Origin of the sequence: Streptomyces sp. CC228A (genome assembly GCF_021390935.1) — a bacterium.
Lineage (GTDB): Bacteria > Actinomycetota > Actinomycetes > Streptomycetales > Streptomycetaceae > Streptomyces.
On the sequence record NZ_JAJPUI010000006.1, the window covers coordinates 371,331 to 390,787 of the forward strand.

Sequence of the window (19,457 nt, forward strand, 5' to 3'; positions counted from 1 at the left end):
CAGGCTGCACCGCTACCCAGGGACATCACGAACCTGCTTCGACACCCATTCGTTCCATCCACTCGCGCACCTTCACTGCTCGCTCGATGCGGCTGACGATGTCCTTCTGGGACGCCGTGTCCAAGGTCTCCGGGATCTTGTCGAAGGTGTCGGGAAGGACATCGAGGAGACCCCAGACCTGTTCGCCGGTGTTGACGGTCAGCAGTTGCTGGCACCGCCACTGCAGCGGCGTCTCAGGGCGGTGCGTGAGCCGCTGCACGATCGTCGGGAACAGGTAGTGCGTCGCATCTGCGGCGAGGTGCTCCCGGAGCCAGTCGACCGGGAGTCGCTGGCTGAAGCTGTGCATGGCGGCCTCCTGGGCCAGGTCCAGGAGCTGAGCGGTGTCGACGGCTCGGACAGTGCGGGGAAGAACTGGGGCCATGCCGAGATGATGCCAAGAAGCCCTCGGAACACCGAGAGGTCGGCGGGGGTCGGGCTGCAATCTGCCCAGGCTCCTCAAACTCGCCGGGGGTCACCCTTCTAGGGATGGCTCGCCCTCGTGCGGATCCATTCACGGATGGTCTCGATGGCGTCGAGGAGGTCCTGGACAGTGCAGAGATCCCGGTGCTGTTGTCGGACCTGGCCTGTTGCCACGTCCCCGTACTCAAGCTCGGCTTCCCCGCTGCTCCAGACAATGAGCACGGCGACGTACTCATCGTTCTCGAGCGTCATCCAGGTGCTGGTCTTGGTTCGGCCGTCCTCGGGCGACTGCTGGATGGGACCCGTGATTCCGCAGGACTGCAAGCGGTCCTCATGCTCGGCCAACCATGCCTGGAGCCTCTGCGGCAGTTCGGCCGAGATGGGTTGCCCCTCTTCGCTCTGTCTCATGGCTGGGCGATGAACCCTGAGGATCGGTCGAGCTGAAAAGGAGACCCGGCCCTCGTTGGTTCCCAGCCTCGGTTCCGTGCTTCTCGGATGCTGGAAGCAACGTGGGCTGGGCGGATGGGTGAGCTGCCCCGAGTTTCGTAGAGTCTGGTGATCTTGTTCAGGCGGACTGCGGGGTGGCTTCCTGTTGTCGACGCCAGGCGCGTTCGTACTCGGCGGGCGGTACGTAGTCGAGGGCTGAGTGGAGCCGTTCCTCGTTGTACCACGCGACCCACTGGAAGATCGCCCGCTCGACCTGGTCGACGTCCCGCCAAGGGCCCTGCATCTCGATCAGCTCGGCCTTGAAGGTGCCGTTCAACGCCTCGGCCATCGCGTTGTCATAGCTGTCCGCGACCGAGCCGACCGAGGCCGAAGCCCCGATCTCGGACAGCCTCTCGGTATACCGAATGGATACGTACTGCGACCCGCGGTCGCTGTGATGAATGAGGCCGGAGCCCTTCTTGATCCTCCGCCTCCACAACGCCATCTCCAGGGCATCCAACGGCAGTTCAGTCCGCATGTGGTTCGCGACCTGCCAGCCGACGATCATCCGCGAGTACACGTCCAGGACGAACGCCACGTACGCCCAGCCGGACCAGGTGCGCACATACGTCATGTCCGCCACCCACAGCTGGTCCGGCCGCGAGGCGGTGAAATCCCGGTCGACCAGGTCCGGCGGGCGGGGCGCCGACGGCTCCGGCACGGTGGTCCGCCGCCGCTGCCCGCGGATCACGCCCTCCAGGCCCAGCTCGCCCATCAGCCGCTCGACGGTGCAGCGGGCCACCACCACACCCTCGCGCCGCAGCGCACGGGTGATCCGCCGAACCCCATAGGTGCCGCCGGACTCGGAGTGAACCTGCTCGATCAGTGGCATGAGCTGCTCGTCACGGAGCCGGCGCGCGGACTTCGGCCGCTTCTTGCGGGCGTAGTAGGCGGACTCGGACCAGCCGAGCACCCGGCATACGGGCCCGACCCCGAAGCCGTCTTCTTTCAGGCTGTCGATCACCTGGTCGGCCTCGTCCGGGGACGGTCGAGCTCCCGGGCAAAAAGCGCACTCGCCGCTTTGAGGATCTCGTTCGCCCGCCTCAACTCCGCTACTTCCTTGCGAAGTTGCTTCAGCTCCTCGTGCTCTGCGGCGGTCAGCCGGTCGTCGCGTTTGCCGCTGTCCGCCTCGGCCTGGCGGACCCAGCCGCGCAGGGCCTCCTTGTGGATGCCCAGGTCCTTCGCGACATGCGCGATCGGACGGCCGGTGGTGCGGACTTCGCGGACGGCCCGCTCGCGGAGTTCGTCCGGGTACTTACGTGGTGCTGGCACTGCTCGTGGTTCTCCTTCGGGCCAGGATCATAAGCCTGGCTTCAGGGACTCCACGAAACCGGGGTCAGCTCAGACAGCCAGCGTCACCAGCACAGCCCCTGGCCGGGAGCCCTGCTGGATTCTTATAGGGTCGGAGAGCCGTTGGTTCAACATCAATGGCCCGTGCCAAGGGGTTCAGCTGCTCTCGGGATCGACTTCCGATCTGGGCGAGCTGGCCCGAGCTGCGGCAGGTTGGCGTGACGGGGCCAGGCTCCGTGAGATCCAGGGTGATTCTTCCTTCATCGAGGTGAGCGAGTTGGCCGAAGCGCATGAACGCGGTCCGGCCGAGGCAGTCACCGTGCAGTGGCGACTTCTCTTGGAGGACTTGCGCCGGGAGGCCGATCGACTCGACCTCGCCCGCCAGACACTGGCGCTCGCCGAGGCCGCGTTCGCCGAACCGAAGCTGCGGCAGTTGTATCCGTTCACCAGCCACTGGTCGCTGCACTTCACGACCTGCACCGGGTTCCCGTACTCATGGGACGTGCCGTTCATCGATCCGCTGAGCGACGGTCGATATCGCGTCTGCGGTCCTTCTCGTGGAACGGTCATCGGTGAAGGCGACAGCGCGGCTGCAGCCATCTCCATGGTGGTGGGGGCGCTTCCGGCGAACTGCGGGCCTGCTGCCGCAGGCACTGCAAACGATCAGCGTCGGGGCTGACTCGCGATCTGACCCTGCATGGTGCTGATGGCCGCGATGACCTTCTCGCCGAAGGGAGTCAGCTTCATGGCCCGGCCGCGTTCCGCGCGTTCAAGCAGTGCCTCTCCGAGGTCCCGTTCGAGGCGGTTGATCTGGGTCACCAGGGCCGACTGGTGGATGCCGAGGTCTTGGGCTGCTTCGGTGAGGGTGGGATGAGCCCACGGTGTCAGCGAGCTTCCCTCGGAGGCACCAGCATCAGAGCCCAGCCACCCATACGAGTGAGCGACTTGACCTGCCAGTCTCAGATTCGTGTCAGATATGCCATCGCTCGTGAGATTTGGCCACGAAATCTGAGGCCCGACACCAAGCGGTCAGGTCTGGGCCATGTCGACAAAGCGGGAGTAGTGGCCCTGGAAGGCCACCGTGATGGTCGCCGTGGGGCCGTTACGGTGCTTGGCGACGATCAGGTCGGCCTCGCCGGCGCGGGGGGACTCCTTCTCGTAGGCATCCTCGCGGTGCAGCAGGATCACCATGTCGGCGTCCTGCTCGATCGAGCCGGACTCGCGCAGGTCCGACACCATGGGCTTCTTGTCGGTGCGCTGCTCGGGGCCGCGGTTCAGCTGCGACAGGGCGATGACCGGGAGCTCCAGCTCCTTCGCCAGCAGCTTCAGGTTTCGCGACATCTCGGAGACCTCCTGCTGCCGGCTCTCGGCCCGGCGGGAGCCGCCGGACTGCATCAGCTGGAGGTAGTCGATGACGACGAGCTTCAGGTTGTTGCGCTGCTTCAGGCGACGGCACTTGGCCCGGATCTCCATCATCGACAGGTTGGGGGAGTCGTCGATGTAGAGCGGTGCCTGGGAGACGTCCGGCATCCGACGGGCCAACCGGGTCCAGTCCTCGTCCGTCATGGACCCGGAGCGCATGTGGTGCAGGGCGACCCGGGCCTCCGCGGACAGCAGGCGCATCGCGATCTCGTTGCGCCCCATTTCCAGGGAGAAGATGACGCTCGGCAGGTTGTGCTTGATGGAGCAGGCACGGGCGAAGTCCAGGGCCAGTGTCGACTTGCCCATGGCCGGACGGGCGGCAATGACGATCATCTGCCCCGGGTGCAGCCCGTTCGTCAGCGCGTCGAAGTCCGAGAAGCCGGTCGGGACGCCCGTCATCTCGCCGCTGCGGGAGCCGATCGCCTCGATCTCGTCGAGGGCGCCCTCCATGATGTCGCCCAGCGGCAGGTAGTCCTCACTGGTGCGCTGCTCCGTGACGGCGTAGATCTCCGCCTGCGCCTGGTTCACGATCTCGTCGACGTCGCCGTCGGCGGCGTATCCCATCTGCGTGATCTTGGTGCCCGCCTCCACGAGGCGGCGGAGCACCGCCCGCTCGTGGACGATCTCCGCGTAGTACGCGGCGTTGGCCGCGGTCGGCACGGTCTGCACCAGGGTGTGCAGGTACGAGGCGCCGCCCACCCGGGTGATCTCGCCGCGCTTGGTCAGCTCGGCGGCCACCGTGATCGGGTCGGCGGGCTCTCCCTTGGCATAGAGATCGAGGATCGCCTGGTAGATGGTCTCGTGGGCGGGCCGGTAGAAGTCCTGGCTCTTGATGACCTCGACGACCTCGGCGATGGCGTCCTTGGACAGCAGCATGCCGCCCAGTACGGACTGCTCGGCGTCCAGGTCCTGCGGGGGGACACGCTCGAAGCCGGCCGCACCGGTGTCCCAGGGGGCCGCGCCGTCGCCGCCCCGCTCGTGCTGCTCCTCGCGCCCCCGACCGCGGCCGCCGCGGGCACCGCCGCGGCCCTCCCCCGGAAGCCCGTCACCGTGCCGGCGGGAGACGGGAAGGCGGTCGCTGGGCCCGCTGTCGGTCCAGGGGTCGTCCAAGGGCTCGGGGATGCTCACCGGCCCACCTCCTCCCGTCCGCACCGGCGGACCTTGCCATGCCGCCCACTCGGGCGCCGCACAACGGTAGGCCCCTGGAGGGCGTCAGCCAATCTGGTTATCCACAGGGCCTGTGCATGAACAGCCCAATGCTGTGGAGAACCCTGCCGATCCTGTGCACGGACCAGGGGAAAGCGATGTGGACAAACTCATAGCCCCTCCATGGCACCCTGGCTGACCTGCGCGCTTTCCTTCCACGGGCTGTGGGGGAGAAAAACTTCTCCAGGCAGCGCGAGTTCGGCGCAACGTCCTCCTGCGAGCCACACGAAGGGGCCAGCGCGTAAGGATCAATATGCCATTGCGTCCATTACCTGTGGACATTACATTGGACGCATGACCCAGGCTCCCCCGGCACCGCCGCGTACCCGGCGCCAGCATGACCGCGAGATCATCGCCCTCGCCATCCCCGCCTTCGGAGCCCTCGTCGCCGAGCCGCTCTTCGTCGTCGCGGACAGTGCCATCATCGGCCATCTGGGAACAGCCCAACTGGCCGGCCTCGGAGTCGCTGCGGCCCTGCTGTCCACCGCCGTGAGCATCTTCGTGTTCCTCGCCTACGCCACCACGGCGGCGGTCGCACGGCTCGTGGGCGCCAACGACCTGCCCGCGGCGCTCCGCCAGGGAATGGACGGCATCTGGCTGGCCCTGTTCCTCGGCCTCGCCGTCGTCGCCGTCACCCTGCCCACGGCTTCCTGGGTCGTCGAGGCGTTCGGAGCCTCGGCCACGGCCGCCCCGCATGCCACCACCTACCTGCGCATCTCCAGCCTCGGCATTCCGGCGATGCTCGTCGTGCTCGCCGCGACGGGTGTGCTGCGCGGTCTGCAGAACACCCGGACTCCCCTGTACGTCGCCATCGCCGGTTTCGGCGCCAACGCGCTGCTCAACGTACTCCTCGTGTACGGAGCCGGGCTCGGCGTCGCGGGATCCGCCTGGGGCACGGTGATCGCCCAGTGCGGCATGGCGGCGGCCTACCTCGTGGTCGTCCTCCGAGGCGCCCGGCGCCACGGCGCGTCCCTGCGACCCGATCCCGCCGGCATTCGGGCCAGCGCCCAGGCCGGTGTGCCGCTGCTCATTCGCACGCTTTCCCTCCGTGCCGTCCTGCTGATCGCCACGGCCATCGCGGCTCGGTTGGGCGACACCGATGCGGCCGCCCATCAGATCGTCCTGTCCCTGTGGAGCCTGCTGGCGTTCGCGCTGGACGCCATCGCGATCGCCGGGCAAGCCATCATCGGGCGGTATCTGGGCGCCGGCGATACCGAGGGTGCCCGAGCCGCCTGCCGACGCATGGTGCAGTGGGGCATCGCTTCGGGACTTGTGCTCGGCGTCCTGGTCATCGCCGCCCGGCCGCTGTTCATTCCGCTCTTCACCAGCGACGAAGCAGTTCACGACACCTTGCTGCCCGCACTGCTGGTCGTCGCCCTGTCGCAGCCGATTGCCGGGGTCGTGTTCGTCCTCGATGGCGTGCTGATGGGCGCGGGGGACGGACCGTACTTGGCCGGTGCGATGGTGGTGACCCTGGCTGTCTTCACTCCGGTTGCCCTCCTTATCCCCGTTCTCGGCGGCGGCCTCACAGCCCTGTGGTGGGCCATGACCCTGATGATGCTGGTCCGCATGCTGACGCTCTGGCTCCGGAGCCGCTCCGGCCGCTGGATCGTCACAGGCGCCACGCGCTGACCGGGCCATGCGCGGTTTCACGTGAAACGTCGCCGTACTAGATCGCGCAGTTTCACGTGAAACATGACGAAGGGCCGTACCCATGCGGGTACGGCCCTTCGCTGTGCTCAGCGAGGCTGAGGCGACACTCAGGCGGCGACGACCTCAACGCCGAGGTTGGCAGCAACCTCGGGGTGCAGACGCACGGACACCTGGTGGGCGCCCAGGCTCTTGATCGGCGCACCGAGCTCGACGCGGCGCTTGTCGACGTCCGGGCCACCCGCGGCCTTGATCGCCGAAGCGATGTCGGCCGGCGTGACGGAGCCGAAGAGGCGGCCGGTGTCGCCCGAGCGGACGGCCAGACGCACCTTCACGCCTTCGAGCTGGGCCTTGATCTGGTTGGCCTGCTCGATGGTCGCGATCTCGTGGATCTTGCGGGCGCGGCGGATCTGCGCCACGTCCTTCTCGCCACCCTTGGTCCAGCGGATCGCGAAACCGCGCGGGACCAGGTAGTTGCGGGCGTAACCGTCCTTGACGTCGACGACGTCGCCGGCAGCGCCGAGGCCGGAGACCTCGTGGGTGAGGATGATCTTCATCAGTAGGTCACCCTTCCTTAGCGCGCGGTGGACGTGTAGGGCAGCAGCGCCATCTCACGGCTGTTCTTGACGGCCGTGGCGACGTCACGCTGGTGCTGCGTGCAGTTGCCGGTCACGCGGCGGGCACGGATCTTGCCGCGGTCGGAAATGAACTTCCGCAGCATGTTCGTGTCCTTGTAGTCCACGTACGTGACCTTGTCCTTGCAGAACGCGCAAACCTTCTTCTTGGGCTTGCGCACAGGCGGCTTCGCCATGGTGTTTCTCCTGTGTGATCAAGAAGTGGGGAGCTATCCCCAGGAGCACTGGGCTCCTAGAAGGGGGGCTCGTCCGAGTAGCCGCCGCCGCTGCCGCCGCCGCCCCAACCGGAGCTCGGGCCGCCCTGCGGGCCGCCCGACGGCTGGCCGCCGCCCCACGGGTCGCCGGCGGGACCGCCGCCGCCCTGCGGAGCCTGCTGGCCGCCGCCCCACGGGCCGCTGTCCGCCTGCGGGCCGCCGCCGTAGCCGCCCTGCCCGCCCCGGCCGGTGGTCCTGGTGACCTTGGCCGTGGCGTTGCGGAGGCTCGGACCGACTTCCTCGACGTCCAGCTCGAAGACCGTGCGCTTGACGCCCTCGCGGTCGTCGTAGGACCGCTGCTTCAGTCGGCCCTGCACGACGACGCGCATGCCCTTCTGAAGCGACTCGGCGACGTTCTCCGCCGCCTGGCGCCAGACCGAGCAGGTCAGGAACAGGCTCTCGCCGTCCTTCCACTCGTTGGTCTGGCGGTCGAAGGTGCGGGGAGTCGACGCGACGCGGAACTTCGCGACCGCCGCACCGGACGCCGTGAAGCGCAGCTCGGGGTCGTCGACCAGGTTGCCGACGACCGTGATAACGGTCTCGCCTGCCATGGGTGAACCTCTCGGCGGGATTGCTGCTGGCTGCTTGCTGCTACTCGGACCCGATGACCTGTGAGCGGAAGGCTCAGTGGGTCTCGGGACGGAGCACCTTGGTCCGGAGGACCGACTCGTTCAGGTTCATCTGGCGGTCGAGCTCCTTGACGACCGCAGGCTCGGCCTGCAGGTCGATGACCGAGTAGATGCCCTCGGGCTTCTTCTTGATCTCGTAAGCGAGACGACGACGGCCCCAGGTGTCGACCTTCTCGACCTTGCCGCTGCCCTCGCGGACGACGGAGAGGAAGCTCTCGATCAGCGGGGAGACAGCGCGCTCCTCAAGATCGGGGTCGAGGATGACCATCACCTCGTAGTGACGCATGTGGAACCCACCTCCTTTGGACTCAGCGGCCACGGTCGTTCCGTGGCAGGAGGGTCGTAATGCGTACGCACGGTATCCGGCCCCGCCGACAGCCCTCTGGCCGTCAGCGTCGGCCCGCGACCGCCATCCGTCACGTGGCGTGACGATGGCACCCGGGCATGGGCAGACACCTGTGCAGACGGTACAGAGTACCCGCACACCCGCTTCCGGTTGAAATCCGGCGGCCGGGGGACGCACCCTGGACAGCAACGGGTACGGGCGGCGCTACAGTGCGGCGCCCTCCGGCACAGCCAGGAGGTGCCCCATGGCTCACGTGTTCCAGCGTCATCCCTCCTCGTCCCTGTTCGCCACGGACGGCAAGCCGCATCCGCTCCAGGACACGCTCATGGGCGTCACCCTGGTGCTGGGCGTGCTGGCCGTCGTCACCGCCCAGTTCCACAGCCTCCACCTCATCGCGTCCTGGGCCGGGCTCGTCGGCATCCTCACCGGCGCCTACGGCCAGTTCATCTCGGAGACGACGCGCGAACGCACCTTCCTGGTCGTGGGCTTGGGCGCCTCGGCGGTCGGGTTCTTCCTCGGGATGGCCCGCGGCGGGCTCTTCGGCGGCGTGTTCGGCTGAACCCTCCGGGCGTACGCCCCTCCGGGGCGCTCCTCGCTGCCAGTAGGCTTCGGCGCGAGAGCCGGAACCCCTGACCAATGGGGGACTTACCAGCCGAGGAGCGCCCCACATGAGCCTGACCCTGCGGACCATCAGCCGAGAGCAGCATCTGGCCTACATCCAGAGTCTGCCCGCGGCGAGTCACTGCCAGGTCCCGGCGTGGGCGGACGTGAAGACGGAGTGGCGTTCGGAGAGCCTGGGCTGGTTCGACAGGAACAACGAGCTGGTGGGCGTCGGCCTCGTGCTCTACCGGCAGCTCCCCAAGATCAAGCGGTACCTGGCCTACCTCCCCGAGGGCCCGGTCATCAACTGGTACGCGCCGAACCTCGACGACTGGCTGCGGCCCATGCTGCAGCACCTGAAGAACCAGGGCGCCTTCTCCGTGAAGATGGGCCCGCCGGTCGTCATCCGGCGCTGGAACGCGCCCGCGATCAAGGCCGGCATCCAGGACCCCGACGTCAAGAGGCTGCGGGACGTCGAGGCGTCGTTCATCGAGCCGCGTGCCTTCGAAGTGGCCGACCGGCTGCGCAAGATGGGCTGGCAGCAGGGCGAGGACGGCGGCGCCGGCTTCGGGGACGTGCAGCCCCGCTACGTGTACCAGGTGCCGCTGGCGAACCGCTCGCTGGACGACGTCTTCAAGGGCTTCAACCAGCTGTGGCGGCGCAACATCAAGAAGGCCGAGAAGGCGGGGGTGGAGGTCGTCCAGGGCGGCTTCGACGACCTCGGCGAGTGGCAGCGCCTCTACGAGATCACGGCGGTGCGCGACAAGTTCCGGCCGCGCCCGCTGTCGTACTTCCAGCGCATGTGGACCGTCCTCAACCACGAGGACCCCAACCGCATGCGCCTGTACTTCGCCCGCCACAACGGCGTGAACCTGGCGGCGGCCACCATGCTCGTCGTGGGCGGCCACGTCTGGTACTCGTACGGCGCCTCCGACAACATCGGCCGCGAGGTCCGCCCCTCGAACGCCATGCAGTGGCGGATGCTGCGCGACGCCTACGCCATGGGCGCGACGGTGTACGACCTGCGCGGCATCTCCGACTCGCTGGACGAGACGGACCACCTCTTCGGCCTGATCCAGTTCAAGGTCGGTACGGGCGGCGAGGCGGCCGAGTACCTCGGCGAGTGGGACTTCCCGCTGAACAAGCTGCTGCACAAGGCCCTCGACATCTACATGTCCCGCCGCTGACGCGTCGTGCCCGCCGACGTTCCGTAGGCTCGTACGCGTCTCGTACACCGACACTCACCGCCGAAGAAAGGGTCCGGACCGGTCATGGCGCTCTCCCTCTACGTCGACACCGCTCGCTGGCGGGCGCACCAGAAGTCCGTGATCGACCAGTTCCCGGGGCTCGTGCCCGTGTGCAAGGGCAACGGGTACGGGTTCGGCCACGAGCGGCTCGCCGAGGAGGTGAACCGCTTCGGCGCCGACATGCTCGCCGTGGGCACCACCTACGAGGCGGCGCGGATGAAGGACTGGTTCGGCGGCGACCTCCTCGTCCTGACCCCGTTCCGCCGCGGCGAGGAGCCGGTGCCGCTGCCGGACCGCGTCATCCGCTCCGTGTCGTCCGTGGACGGGGTGCACGCCCTGGTCGGCGCACGGGTCGTCATCGAGGTCATGAGCTCCATGAAGCGGCACGGCGTCTCGGAGGCGGACCTGGGGCGGCTGCAGTCGGCCATCGAGGACGTCCGTCTGGAGGGCTTCGCGATCCACCTGCCGCTCGACCGCACCGACGGCTCGGACGCCGTCGAGGAGGTCATGGGCTGGATGGAGCGGTTGCGGGCCGCCCGGCTGCCGCTGCACACCATGTTCGTGAGCCACCTGAGCGCCGACGAGCTGGCGCGGCTCCAGCAGCAGTTCCCGCAGACCCGGTTCCGTGCCCGCATCGGCACCCGGCTGTGGCTGGGCGACCACGAGGCGACCCAGTACCGGGGCGCCGTCCTGGACGTCACCCGGGTGGCCAGGGGGGACCGCTTCGGCTACCGGCAGCAGCGGGCCGCGTCCGACGGCTGGCTGGTCGTGGTGGCGGGCGGCACCTCGCACGGCGTGGGCCTGGAGGCGCCGAAGGCCATGCACGGCGTGATGCCCCGGGCGAAGGGCGTGGCCCGCGCCGGGCTGGCGACGGTCAACCGGAACCTTTCGCCCTTCGTGTGGTCGGGCAAGCAGCGCTGGTTCGCCGAGCCGCCGCACATGCAGGTCTCCCTCCTGTTCGTCCCGGCGGACGCGCAGGAGCCGAAGGTCGGCGACGAGCTGGTGGCGCACCTGCGCCACACGACGACGCAGTACGACCGGCTCGTCGACCGCTAGCAGCCCTGCGGGGCGGCAGCCGCGGTGCGGCGGCCCCGCAGGAGTGCCCGCCGCTACACCGGCGGCTGACCGCCCACGCGCCGCCCACCGGGCCCGGGCCCACCGGAGCCGCCGCGGCCGTCGCCCGCGAGGGCCTGCTGCCCGTCCCCGGCCGGCGCGCGCCGCACCACGAAGACGTCCTTCGCCCCGTCCAGGACGCCCCCGGACGGGTCGTCCGAGCCGTCCCGCCGTACCGGGTCCCGGTCCGGCCGCAGGATGTCGCGTACGACCACGGCGCACAGGAACAGCGTCCCCGCGAGGTGCAGGGCGATCGCCAGGTGGTAGCCCTCGGGGGGCAGGCCCTGCTTGTGGTCGGTGGTGACGTACACCAGGTACATCCAGATGCCGAGGAAGTAGCAGACCTCGCAGGCCTGCCAGATCAGGAAGTCCCGCCAGCGGGGCCGGGCGAGCGCGGCCAGCGGGATGAGCCACAGCACGTACTGCGGCGAGTACACCTTGTTGGTCAGGATGAACGCGGCCACCACGAGGAACGCCAGCTGTGCGAAGCGCGGCCTCCGCGGTGCGGCCAGGGCGAGCGCGGCGACGCCCGCGCAGGCCAGGACCATGAGGACGGTCGCGTACAGGTTGACCGCCTCGACGTCGATGTCCATGCCGAAGCGCTGCGTGAGGACCAGCCACACCGAACCGAAGTCGATGGTGCGCTCCTGGCTGAAGACGTAGAACCGCTTCCAGCCCTCCGGGGCGAGCAGCATCACGGGCAGGTTCACGGCGAGCCACGCCCCGGCCGTGCCCAGCACGGCGAGCGTGAGCTCCCGCCACTTCCCGGCGCGCCAGCACAGCACCAGGACCGGTCCCAGCAGCAGGAACGGATACAGCTTCGCGGCCGTCGCGAGGCCGAGGAGCACGCCGAAGGCCAGCGCCCGGCCCCGGCTCCACATGAGCATCGCGGCGGCCGTCAGCGCGAGCGCCAGCAGGTCCCAGTTGATGGTCGCGGTCAGCGCGAACGCCGGGGCCAGGGCGACGAGCAGGGCGTCCCAGGGGCGGCGGCGGTGCGTGCGGGCCACGCACACCGCGATCACGGCGGTGCAGACGAGCAGCATGCCGGCGTTGGCCGTCCAGTACATCTGCTCGCGGTACTGCAGATCGCCGCCGCCCGGTGTGAGCCAGGCCGCGACCTGCATGAAGAGCCCCGTGAGCACCGGGTACTCCAGGTACTGCATGTCGCCCGGGAACCGGTCGAAGTACGGGATCAGCCCGTCCGCGAAGCCGCGGCCCACGAAGAGGTGCGGGATGTCCGAGTAGCAGGCGTGGGTGTACTGCGAGGCGGCTCCGCGGAACCAGGCCCAGTTGTAGCAGGGCAGCTTCTGCACCATGCCGAGGGCGAACATCCCGATGGCGGTCAGGGCCACGACGTGCACAGGGGAGAGGCGGCTGCGGCCGAGGCGCGCCCAGCGGCCGACGGGGCCGCCGATCAGCTCGCTGCCGGCGGCCGCGACCTCGTCCTGGTGGGTGGGTGCCACGACGGACCGGTCCGGTGGCGCAGTCGTGTGCTGTGGGCTCGGCATGGGGGCTATCCTGCCGCACCCCGCCGCGAACGCGCCGAGGGCCGCCGCACCGGGGCACGCGGTGTGCGCGTACCGGGTGCGGCGGCCCTCTTCGCCAGGTGCGACCGGCGGCCGCTCGGGGCGGGGCGGCGGCTAGCCGAACCAGCCGCCGTTGCCGCCGTTGCCGTTGCCGTTGCCGCCGCCTCCGTCGTCGGTGGTGGTCGTCCCGCCGTCGGTGCCGGTGGTCCCGCCGTCGGTGGTCGTCCCGCCGTCCGTGGCGGTGGTCCCGCCGGTGTCGGTGGTGCCGTCGGTGGTCGTCCCGCCGTCGGTGGTGCCGGTCGTGGTGCCGCCGCCGTCCTGGCCGCCGCCTCCGTCAGCGCCCCCGTCCGTCTCGCAGTCCCAGTCGAACACGCCGCAGTCCTTGTCGGGCTTGGGCTCCTTGCTCGGCTCGGGGTCGCTGGAGGGGCTCGGGGACTCGGTGCTCGGCTCCGGCGACGGGCTCGCCTCCGGGGTGTCGCTCGGCGTCGGCTCGGGGCTCTTCGCGCCGCCGCCGTACACGGGCTCGGTGTCCAGCTTCTCCGGTGCCGGGAACTTCAGCGGGGTCTCGCCCTCCAGCACCTTCGACATGTACGACTTCCACACCTGGGACGGGAAGCCCGAGCCGTGCACCTTCGGCACACCGCCCGTGTGGAACATCTCCTCGAACTTGCGGTTCTTGTTGGACGCGTCGTCGTCCAGCCGGTACATGTCGATCGCCGTCGCGTACTTCGGGGTGTAGCCCACGAACCAGGCCGACTTGTTGCCGTCGGTGGTACCGGTCTTGCCGGCGATCTGGTGGCCCGGGACAGCGGCCTTCGTGCCGGTGCCCTTCTTGACGACGTCCACGAGCACGTCGGTGACGTTGCTGGTGATGGCCTTGGTGAAGGCCTGCTTCACCTTGTCCTCGTGCTTGTAGATCTCCTTGCCGTTCTTGAGCACCTTGGTGACCGAGTACGGGTCCCGCTGCTCGCCGTTCGCGGCGAAGGTGCCGTACGCGCTGGCCATGCGGATGGCGCTGGGCTCGGAGGTACCGATCGAGAACGACGGGACGTTGCCCTTGGCGAGGCTGGTTTCCAGAAGGCCCGCGTCGATGGCTGCCTGCCGGACCTGCGGGATGCCCACGTCCATGCCGAGCTGCACGAACGGCGAGTTGGCGGAGTGGACCATCGCCTCACGGAGGTCGATGTCACCGTAGTCGGCGTCGCCGTCGTTGACCTGGCGCCACTCCTTGCCGTCCTCGTCGTGCCAGACCGTGCGGTCGTAGTTCCGGATCGTGAGCTTGTTGTCGCCGTTGTAGACCGCCTTGTCCGGGTCGACCAGGGTGCGGGTGTCCGGTCCCTGGTCGGGTCCCTTGGCGGGGTCGCGGACGCCGTCTCGCATGGCGGCGGCCAGCACGAACGGCTTGAACGTCGAACCGACCTGGGCTCCGGTCGTGTCGGCGTTGTTGGTGAAGTGCTTGGTGGCGTCCGTACCTCCGTAGATGGCGAGGATGGCGCCGGTCTCCACGTCGACGGTGGCGCCGCCGAACTGCACGTGGGTGTCGTACTTGGGCCGCTTCACCGGGTCGATGTGCTTGTCGTACACCGCCTTGACGGAGTCCTCCATCGCCTTGACCTTCTTCTTGTCGAAGGTCGTGTGGATCTCGTAGCCGCCCTGGGAGAGGTCGTCCGCCGTGATGCCCTGGTCGTTGTTGTTGACGAAGTACGCCTTGGCCAGGTCCACCAGGTAACCGACCTGGCCGCTCAGCTGGGCCTGCTTCTTCGGGGGGTCCGGCATCGGGAAGTCGGTGATCTCGGCGCGCTTCGCCGGGTCGAGGTGGCCGTCCTCGACCATCTCGTCGAGGATCCACTTCCACCGCTCCGTGACCCGTTTCAGGTTGGCCTCCGGGGTGGCGGACGGGTTGAGCTCGGTGGCGCCGTGCGGGTCGAAGAGCGTGGAGCCCTTGAGCAGCGAGGTCAGGAACGCGCACTCGCTGGTCTGGAGGTCCTTGGCGTCCTTGCCGTAGTAGGTGCGCGCCGCGGCCTGGATCCCGTACGCACCGCGTCCGTAGTACGCGGTGTTCAGGTAGCCGGCCATGATCTCGTCCTTGGTGAGCTGGTTGTTCACCTTGATCGAGATGAACAGCTCCTTGAACTTCCGGTCCAGCGTCTGCGCCTGGTCGTTCAGGCGGTTGTTCTTCACGTACTGCTGGGTGACCGTCGAGCCGCCCTGCGTCTGCTGGCCCCGCGCCATGTTGAAGAAGGCGCGGGCGATACCCATGGGGTCGATGCCGGAGTTCTTCTCGAAGGTCTTGTCCTCGGCCGAGATGACCGCGTAGCGCATGTCGCGCGGGATGCTGCCCATCCCGACGATCTGGCGGTTCACCTCACCACCGGTGGCGGCCATCTGGGTGCCGTCCGACCAGTAGTAGACGTTGTTCTGCGCGGTCGCCGCCTCGTCCGGGTTCGGCACGACCACCATGGAGTACGCCACGGTCGCGGCGCCCATGAGGGAGCCCGTGAGGGCCAGGAGCAGTCCGGTCACGAGCTTCCAGGACGGCACCCAGCGGCGCCAGCCGTACTTGTCGTGGCGCGGGTAGTCGATCAGCCGCTTCCTGCCGGGGGGCCTGCCGCCGCGGCCGCCCCCGTCGTGACCGCCTGCCGCTCCCCGGCGTCCGCCGCCGTGCCCTCCGGAGCCGCCGGCGCCGTCCGCGGCGCGCCGCCGACCGCCTCGCTGGGCGGCCCGGCGGGCCTCGGCGCGGCCGCCGTAGGCGCGCGGCTCGCCGTAGGGCTCGGAAGGGGACCCTGTACTGACATCCTGCGCCCGGGCCGACCGGCGGCCGGGGGGCTGCTGGGCAGCGCGCCGGGCCGCGGCACGGCCGCCACCCTGCGGCTGCGGCGGTTTACGACGGTGCTCGCTCATCGAACGACTACTCCTCGGGCAGGCGCGTACGCCTGGAAGCGGCAGCTGAGTTCCGGTCCCCCCGAAATGGCTCGGACACGCCCTTCGGGCCCGTCCGCCACTGCACCCACGACGATGACGTCCCCCGTCGTCCCCTGGTTCCCGGTGGTGTGCATGCGGCAAAGACTACGCACGGCCAAAACACCCCTTGATTCCGACTTCACCCCAAACCAGGCAAGTCCTTTACTGCGAATTGAGGATGTGACGCCGTTCACGACCACCCCACTTGTCGGCACCCCAGTGCCGCTCTATCGTCATGATGTATCGGACCGATACATCAGAGCGGTATAACGAGGCGGTACGGAGGAGGAAGGGACTGATGAGCAGGCGCTCCGGCATCCTCGAGTTCGCCGTCCTGGGCCTGCTCCGGGAGGCACCGATGCACGGGTACGAGCTGCGCAAGCGGCTCAACACCTCGCTCGGCATCTTCCGTGCCTTCAGTTACGGGACCCTCTACCCGTGCCTCAAGACGCTGGTCGCCAACGGCTGGCTGGCGGAAGAGCCGGGAGACGAGCCGGAGGACGTCCTCACCACCTCCCTCTCCGGGCGCCGCGCCAAGATCGTCTACCGGCTGACGGCCGAGGGGAAGGAGCGCTTCGAAGAGCTCCTCTCCCACTCCGGTCCCGACTCCTGGGAGGACGAGCACTTCGCGGCACGCTTCGCCTTCTTCGGGCAGACGGAGCGCGAGGTGCGCATGCGCGTGCTGGAAGGCCGCCGCAGCCGCCTCGAGGAACGGCTGGAGAAGATGCGCGCCTCACTCGCGCGGACGCGCGAGCGGCTGGACGACTACACGCTCGAACTCCAACGCCACGGCATGGAGTCCGTGGAGCGTGAAGTGCGCTGGCTCAACGAGCTCATCGAGAGCGAGCGGGCCGGGCGGGATCAGCGACGATCCGGCCCGGGGCATGCCGGCCCGGAGCAGTCCGGCGCGGCGTACTCCGACGGGCCCGCGGGCCGGAACGGCACGTCCGGAGAGACGGGCGGCCTGCCCCGGCGCGGGGGCAGCACCCGGCCGGATCCGTCCGACGACACCACCAACTGAATCCCTGCGCCGCAGGGACTTGTCGAGATCAAACAGGGAGCAACCGGAATGGGTTCGGTTCGCGTAGCCATCGTCGGCGTGGGCAACTGCGCCGCCTCGCTGGTGCAGGGCGTCGAGTACTACAAGGACGCCGACCCGGCGAGCAAGGTGCCGGGACTGATGCACGTCCAGTTCGGCGACTACCACGTCCGTGACATCGAGTTCGTCGCCGCCTTCGACGTGGACGCGAAGAAGGTGGGCCTGGACCTCGCCGACGCCATCGGCGCCAGCGAGAACAACACCATCAAGATCTGCGACGTGCCCGCCAGCGGCGTGACCGTGCAGCGCGGCCACACCCTGGACGGTCTCGGCAAGTACTACCGCCAGACGATCGAGGAGTCCTCCGAGGAGCCCGTGGACGTCGTCCAGGTCCTCAAGGACAAGCAGGTCGACGTGCTCGTCTGCTACCTGCCGGTGGGCTCGGAGGACGCTGCCAAGTTCTACGCGCAGTGCGCCATCGACGCCAAGGTCGCCTTCGTCAACGCCCTCCCGGTGTTCATCGCGGGCACCAAGGAGTGGGCGGACAAGTTCACCGAGGCCGGTGTCCCGATCGTCGGCGACGACATCAAGTCGCAGGTCGGCGCCACCATCACGCACCGCGTCATGGCGAAGCTGTTCGAGGACCGGGGCGTAATCCTGGACCGCACGATGCAGCTGAACGTCGGCGGCAACATGGACTTCAAGAACATGCTGGAGCGTGAGCGCCTGGAGTCCAAGAAGATCTCCAAGACGCAGGCCGTCACCTCGCAGATCCCCGACCGGGACATGGGCGAGCGCAACGTCCACATCGGCCCCTCCGACTACGTGGCCTGGCTGGACGACCGCAAGTGGGCGTACGTGCGCCTTGAGGGCCGCGCCTTCGGCGACGTCCCGCTGAACCTGGAGTACAAGCTCGAGGTGTGGGACTCCCCGAACTCCGCGGGTGTCATCATCGACGCGCTCCGCGCCGCGAAGATCGCCAAGGACCGCGGCGTCGGCGGCCCGATCCTCTCCGCGTCCTCGTACTTCATGAAGTCCCCGCCGGTCCAGTACTTCGACGACGAGGCCCGCAACAACATCGAGAAGTTCATCAGGGGCGAGGTCGAGCGCTGAGCCCCAGGCGGCAGTGAGCGGCACCGGCACGCACCGCATCGGCAGGCGGCGCCGGCGCCCTCCGGGGGACTCTCGTGAGTCGCCCCCGCCGACCGACGTCGGCCCCCGTGGCATCTGCCCGGGGGCCTTCGCCATGTGTGACGCTTGCTGCCATGCCTGTCGTACGTGACCTGCGCGTGCTGCTGCGCCTCAGCGGCTTCCGCCGCCTGCTGGCCGTACGGCTGCTGTCGCAGTGCGCTGACGGCGTCTACCAGATCGCCCTGGCCGCGTACGTCGTCTTCTCCCCGGAGCGACAGACCACACCCGCGGACATCGCCTACGCGATGGCGGTGCTGCTGCTCCCGTACTCGCTCGTGGGGCCGTTCGCCGGCGTCCTGCTCGACCGGTGGAGGCGCCGCCAGGTCCTCGTGTACGGGAACCTGCTGCGCGCCGTGCTCGCCGCGGGCACGGCGCTGCTGATGCTGGGGTCGGCTCCGGACTGGCTCTTCTACGCCTCCGCGCTGGCCGTCACCGCCGTCAACCGGTTCGTGCTGGCCGGTCTCTCCGCCGCCCTGCCGCGGGTGGTGGACCCGGACCGGCTCGTCATGGCCAACGCCCTGTCGCCGACCGCCGGGACGCTCGCGGCCACGGCGGGCGGCGGCCTCGCTCTGCTCGTGCAGCTGGGCGCCGCCGGGTCCGACGCCGCCGTCGTCCTGCTGGGCTCCGCGCTGTACCTGTCCTCAGCCCTGGCCGCCCTGCGCATGGGGCGCGAGCTCCTGGGCCCGGACCCGGACCTGGTACTGCCGAGGATCACCGCCGCACTGGCTTCCACGGCCCGCGGCCTGTGGAGCGGGCTGCTGCATCTGCGGGAGAGGCGGTCCGCTGCCCGCGCGCTCGCGGCGATGACCCTCGCCCGCTTCTGCTACGGCGCCCTCACCGTGACCGTACTGATGCTCGCCCGCTACGCCTGGACCTCCACGGAATCCGAGGGGCTCGCCCTGCTCGGCGTGGCGGTCGCCGTGTCGGGCGCGGGGTACCTCACGGCCGCCGCTGTCACCCCGTGGGCGGTGGAGAGGCTGGGGACGGGACGCTGGATGGCCGTGTGCGCGGCAGCGGCCGCGGTGCTGGAGCCGGCGCTCGGCCTCCCCTTCGCTCCGGTGCCCACGCTCATGGCCGCCTACGTGCTGGGACTGGTCACCCAGGCCACCAAGATCGCCACCGACACGGTGGTACAGCGCACGGTGGACGATGCCTACCGCGGACGGGTCTTCGCGCTGTACGACATGCTCTTCAACGTCGCCTTCGTCGCCGCGGCCGGCATGGCAGCACTGATGCTGCCGCCCGACGGCCGGTCCACGACCCTCGTCCTCGTCGTCGCCGGGCTGTACACCCTCTCCGCCCTCACGCTCTTCCGCTGGCGTCCCTGACGTACGGGCGATGTTTCACGTGAAACAGCCCTCCACGTCATCGCGCCGGGTGTTTCACGTGAAACACGACGGCGC

Annotated in this window: 19 protein-coding genes; 8 read left to right on the top strand and 11 right to left on the bottom strand. The window is 69.1% G+C overall.

The genetic code is table 11. The annotated features are described in order from the left end of the window. Window positions 1–25: 25 nt before the first annotated feature. From L6E17_RS19535 to L6E17_RS19545, 3 genes are all read right to left on the bottom strand, one after another. Window positions 26–421, bottom strand: a complete 396-nt coding sequence (locus L6E17_RS19535) for a hypothetical protein (RefSeq protein WP_236242029.1) — start codon at window positions 419–421, stop codon at window positions 26–28. Between the two features lie 98 nt (window positions 422–519). Continuing rightward, entirely contained in the window at window positions 520–867 is a 348-nt protein-coding gene (locus L6E17_RS19540; RefSeq protein ID WP_236242030.1) for a hypothetical protein, read from the bottom strand. 157 nt (window positions 868–1,024) lie between these two features. Next, window positions 1,025–2,217 (bottom strand): IS3 family transposase gene (locus tag L6E17_RS19545; RefSeq protein ID WP_374109074.1). Its coding sequence is split into 2 segments (ribosomal slippage): window positions 1,025–1,953 and window positions 1,953–2,217, totalling 1,194 coding nucleotides; the frame shifts between segments, so codons are not numbered across the junction. A gap of 286 nt (window positions 2,218–2,503) precedes the next feature. Between L6E17_RS19545 and L6E17_RS19550 the strand changes: the two genes are divergently transcribed. Beyond that, window positions 2,504–2,914, top strand: coding sequence for a DUF6193 family natural product biosynthesis protein (locus L6E17_RS19550; protein ID WP_236242031.1), 411 nt, complete (start codon window positions 2,504–2,506; stop codon window positions 2,912–2,914). Here L6E17_RS19550 and L6E17_RS19555 read toward each other — a convergent pair. Together L6E17_RS19555 and dnaB are read right to left on the bottom strand one after the other, a co-directional pair. Next, window positions 2,899–3,243 carry a LysR family transcriptional regulator gene (locus tag L6E17_RS19555; protein WP_308315912.1) on the bottom strand — a complete coding sequence of 115 codons (345 nt, stop codon included), beginning with the start codon at window positions 3,241–3,243 and terminating at the stop codon, window positions 2,899–2,901. The two genes, L6E17_RS19550 and L6E17_RS19555, sit on opposite strands and share 16 nt — an antisense overlap. A gap of 21 nt (window positions 3,244–3,264) precedes the next feature. Next, window positions 3,265–4,785: a replicative DNA helicase gene (dnaB, locus tag L6E17_RS19560; RefSeq protein ID WP_236242033.1), complete on the bottom strand. Its 1,521-nt coding sequence runs from the start codon at window positions 4,783–4,785 to the stop codon at window positions 3,265–3,267. A gap of 372 nt (window positions 4,786–5,157) precedes the next feature. Between dnaB and L6E17_RS19565 the strand changes: the two genes are divergently transcribed. Then, entirely contained in the window at window positions 5,158–6,495 is a 1,338-nt protein-coding gene (locus L6E17_RS19565) for an MATE family efflux transporter (RefSeq protein WP_236242034.1), read from the top strand. Window positions 6,496–6,623: 128 nt separating this feature from the next. Here L6E17_RS19565 and rplI read toward each other — a convergent pair whose 3' ends face one another. From rplI to rpsF, 4 genes are all read right to left on the bottom strand, one after another. Continuing rightward, on the bottom strand, window positions 6,624–7,070 hold the full coding sequence (gene rplI / locus L6E17_RS19570) for a 50S ribosomal protein L9 (RefSeq protein ID WP_236242035.1): 447 nt from the start codon (window positions 7,068–7,070) through the stop codon (window positions 6,624–6,626). A gap of 17 nt (window positions 7,071–7,087) precedes the next feature. Beyond that, complete coding sequence (rpsR, locus tag L6E17_RS19575; protein ID WP_003949403.1) at window positions 7,088–7,324, bottom strand: 30S ribosomal protein S18; 237 nt, start codon at window positions 7,322–7,324, stop codon at window positions 7,088–7,090. A 56-nt stretch (window positions 7,325–7,380) separates the two neighbouring features. Beyond that, complete coding sequence (locus tag L6E17_RS19580) at window positions 7,381–7,953, bottom strand: single-stranded DNA-binding protein (protein ID WP_236242036.1); 573 nt, start codon at window positions 7,951–7,953, stop codon at window positions 7,381–7,383. A gap of 73 nt (window positions 7,954–8,026) precedes the next feature. Next, window positions 8,027–8,317 carry a 30S ribosomal protein S6 gene (gene rpsF, locus L6E17_RS19585; RefSeq protein ID WP_236242037.1) on the bottom strand — a complete coding sequence of 97 codons (291 nt, stop codon included), beginning with the start codon at window positions 8,315–8,317 and terminating at the stop codon, window positions 8,027–8,029. 304 nt (window positions 8,318–8,621) lie between these two features. Between rpsF and L6E17_RS19590 the strand changes: the two genes are divergently transcribed. The 3 genes from L6E17_RS19590 (at window position 8,622) to L6E17_RS19600 (ending at window position 11,280) form a co-directional block, all read left to right on the top strand. Further along, window positions 8,622–8,936: a hypothetical protein gene (locus L6E17_RS19590; protein ID WP_236242038.1), complete on the top strand. Its 315-nt coding sequence runs from the start codon at window positions 8,622–8,624 to the stop codon at window positions 8,934–8,936. Window positions 8,937–9,045: 109 nt separating this feature from the next. Next, the gene (locus L6E17_RS19595; protein ID WP_236242039.1) at window positions 9,046–10,164 is read left to right on the top strand and encodes a peptidoglycan bridge formation glycyltransferase FemA/FemB family protein; all 1,119 of its coding nucleotides are present in this window, start codon (window positions 9,046–9,048) and stop codon (window positions 10,162–10,164) included. A gap of 84 nt (window positions 10,165–10,248) precedes the next feature. Next, a complete protein-coding gene (locus L6E17_RS19600) occupies window positions 10,249–11,280 on the top strand; it encodes an alanine racemase (RefSeq protein ID WP_236242040.1) in 1,032 nt (343 codons plus the stop codon). Between the two features lie 53 nt (window positions 11,281–11,333). Here the strand turns inward: L6E17_RS19600 and L6E17_RS19605 are convergent, their stop codons facing one another. Both L6E17_RS19605 and L6E17_RS19610 read right to left on the bottom strand, forming a co-directional pair. Next, entirely contained in the window at window positions 11,334–12,845 is a 1,512-nt protein-coding gene (locus tag L6E17_RS19605; protein ID WP_236242041.1) for a glycosyltransferase family 87 protein, read from the bottom strand. A 132-nt stretch (window positions 12,846–12,977) separates the two neighbouring features. Next, on the bottom strand, window positions 12,978–15,764 hold the full coding sequence (locus L6E17_RS19610) for a transglycosylase domain-containing protein (RefSeq protein WP_236242042.1): 2,787 nt from the start codon (window positions 15,762–15,764) through the stop codon (window positions 12,978–12,980). Window positions 15,765–16,122: 358 nt separating this feature from the next. Between L6E17_RS19610 and L6E17_RS19615 the strand changes: the two genes are divergently transcribed. The 3 genes from L6E17_RS19615 (at window position 16,123) to L6E17_RS19625 (ending at window position 19,382) form a co-directional block, all read left to right on the top strand. Further along, window positions 16,123–16,845: a PadR family transcriptional regulator gene (locus L6E17_RS19615; protein ID WP_236242043.1), complete on the top strand. Its 723-nt coding sequence runs from the start codon at window positions 16,123–16,125 to the stop codon at window positions 16,843–16,845. Window positions 16,846–16,893: 48 nt separating this feature from the next. After that, window positions 16,894–17,976, top strand: coding sequence for an inositol-3-phosphate synthase (locus L6E17_RS19620; RefSeq protein WP_236242044.1), 1,083 nt, complete (start codon window positions 16,894–16,896; stop codon window positions 17,974–17,976). A 152-nt stretch (window positions 17,977–18,128) separates the two neighbouring features. After that, complete coding sequence (locus L6E17_RS19625) at window positions 18,129–19,382, top strand: MFS transporter (RefSeq protein ID WP_236242045.1); 1,254 nt, start codon at window positions 18,129–18,131, stop codon at window positions 19,380–19,382. Window positions 19,383–19,457 lie beyond the last annotated feature (75 nt).

What these genes read in the sequence shown, in the direction of transcription:
- L6E17_RS19535 (WP_236242029.1), bottom strand. Translation starts at nt 421, where the DNA reads ATGGCCCCAGTTCTTCCCCGCACTGTCCGAGCCGTCGACACCGCTCAG.
- L6E17_RS19540 (WP_236242030.1), bottom strand. Translation starts at nt 867, where the DNA reads ATGAGACAGAGCGAAGAGGGGCAACCCATCTCGGCCGAACTGCCGCAG.
- L6E17_RS19565 (WP_236242034.1), top strand. Translation starts at nt 5,158, where the DNA reads ATGACCCAGGCTCCCCCGGCACCGCCGCGTACCCGGCGCCAGCATGAC.
- rplI (WP_236242035.1), bottom strand. Translation starts at nt 7,070, where the DNA reads ATGAAGATCATCCTCACCCACGAGGTCTCCGGCCTCGGCGCTGCCGGC.
- rpsR (WP_003949403.1), bottom strand. Translation starts at nt 7,324, where the DNA reads ATGGCGAAGCCGCCTGTGCGCAAGCCCAAGAAGAAGGTTTGCGCGTTC.
- L6E17_RS19580 (WP_236242036.1), bottom strand. Translation starts at nt 7,953, where the DNA reads ATGGCAGGCGAGACCGTTATCACGGTCGTCGGCAACCTGGTCGACGAC.
- rpsF (WP_236242037.1), bottom strand. Translation starts at nt 8,317, where the DNA reads ATGCGTCACTACGAGGTGATGGTCATCCTCGACCCCGATCTTGAGGAG.
- L6E17_RS19590 (WP_236242038.1), top strand. Translation starts at nt 8,622, where the DNA reads ATGGCTCACGTGTTCCAGCGTCATCCCTCCTCGTCCCTGTTCGCCACG.
- L6E17_RS19595 (WP_236242039.1), top strand. Translation starts at nt 9,046, where the DNA reads ATGAGCCTGACCCTGCGGACCATCAGCCGAGAGCAGCATCTGGCCTAC.
- L6E17_RS19600 (WP_236242040.1), top strand. Translation starts at nt 10,249, where the DNA reads ATGGCGCTCTCCCTCTACGTCGACACCGCTCGCTGGCGGGCGCACCAG.
- L6E17_RS19605 (WP_236242041.1), bottom strand. Translation starts at nt 12,845, where the DNA reads ATGCCGAGCCCACAGCACACGACTGCGCCACCGGACCGGTCCGTCGTG.
- L6E17_RS19610 (WP_236242042.1), bottom strand. Translation starts at nt 15,764, where the DNA reads ATGAGCGAGCACCGTCGTAAACCGCCGCAGCCGCAGGGTGGCGGCCGT.
- L6E17_RS19615 (WP_236242043.1), top strand. Translation starts at nt 16,123, where the DNA reads ATGAGCAGGCGCTCCGGCATCCTCGAGTTCGCCGTCCTGGGCCTGCTC.
- L6E17_RS19620 (WP_236242044.1), top strand. Translation starts at nt 16,894, where the DNA reads ATGGGTTCGGTTCGCGTAGCCATCGTCGGCGTGGGCAACTGCGCCGCC.
- L6E17_RS19625 (WP_236242045.1), top strand. Translation starts at nt 18,129, where the DNA reads ATGCCTGTCGTACGTGACCTGCGCGTGCTGCTGCGCCTCAGCGGCTTC.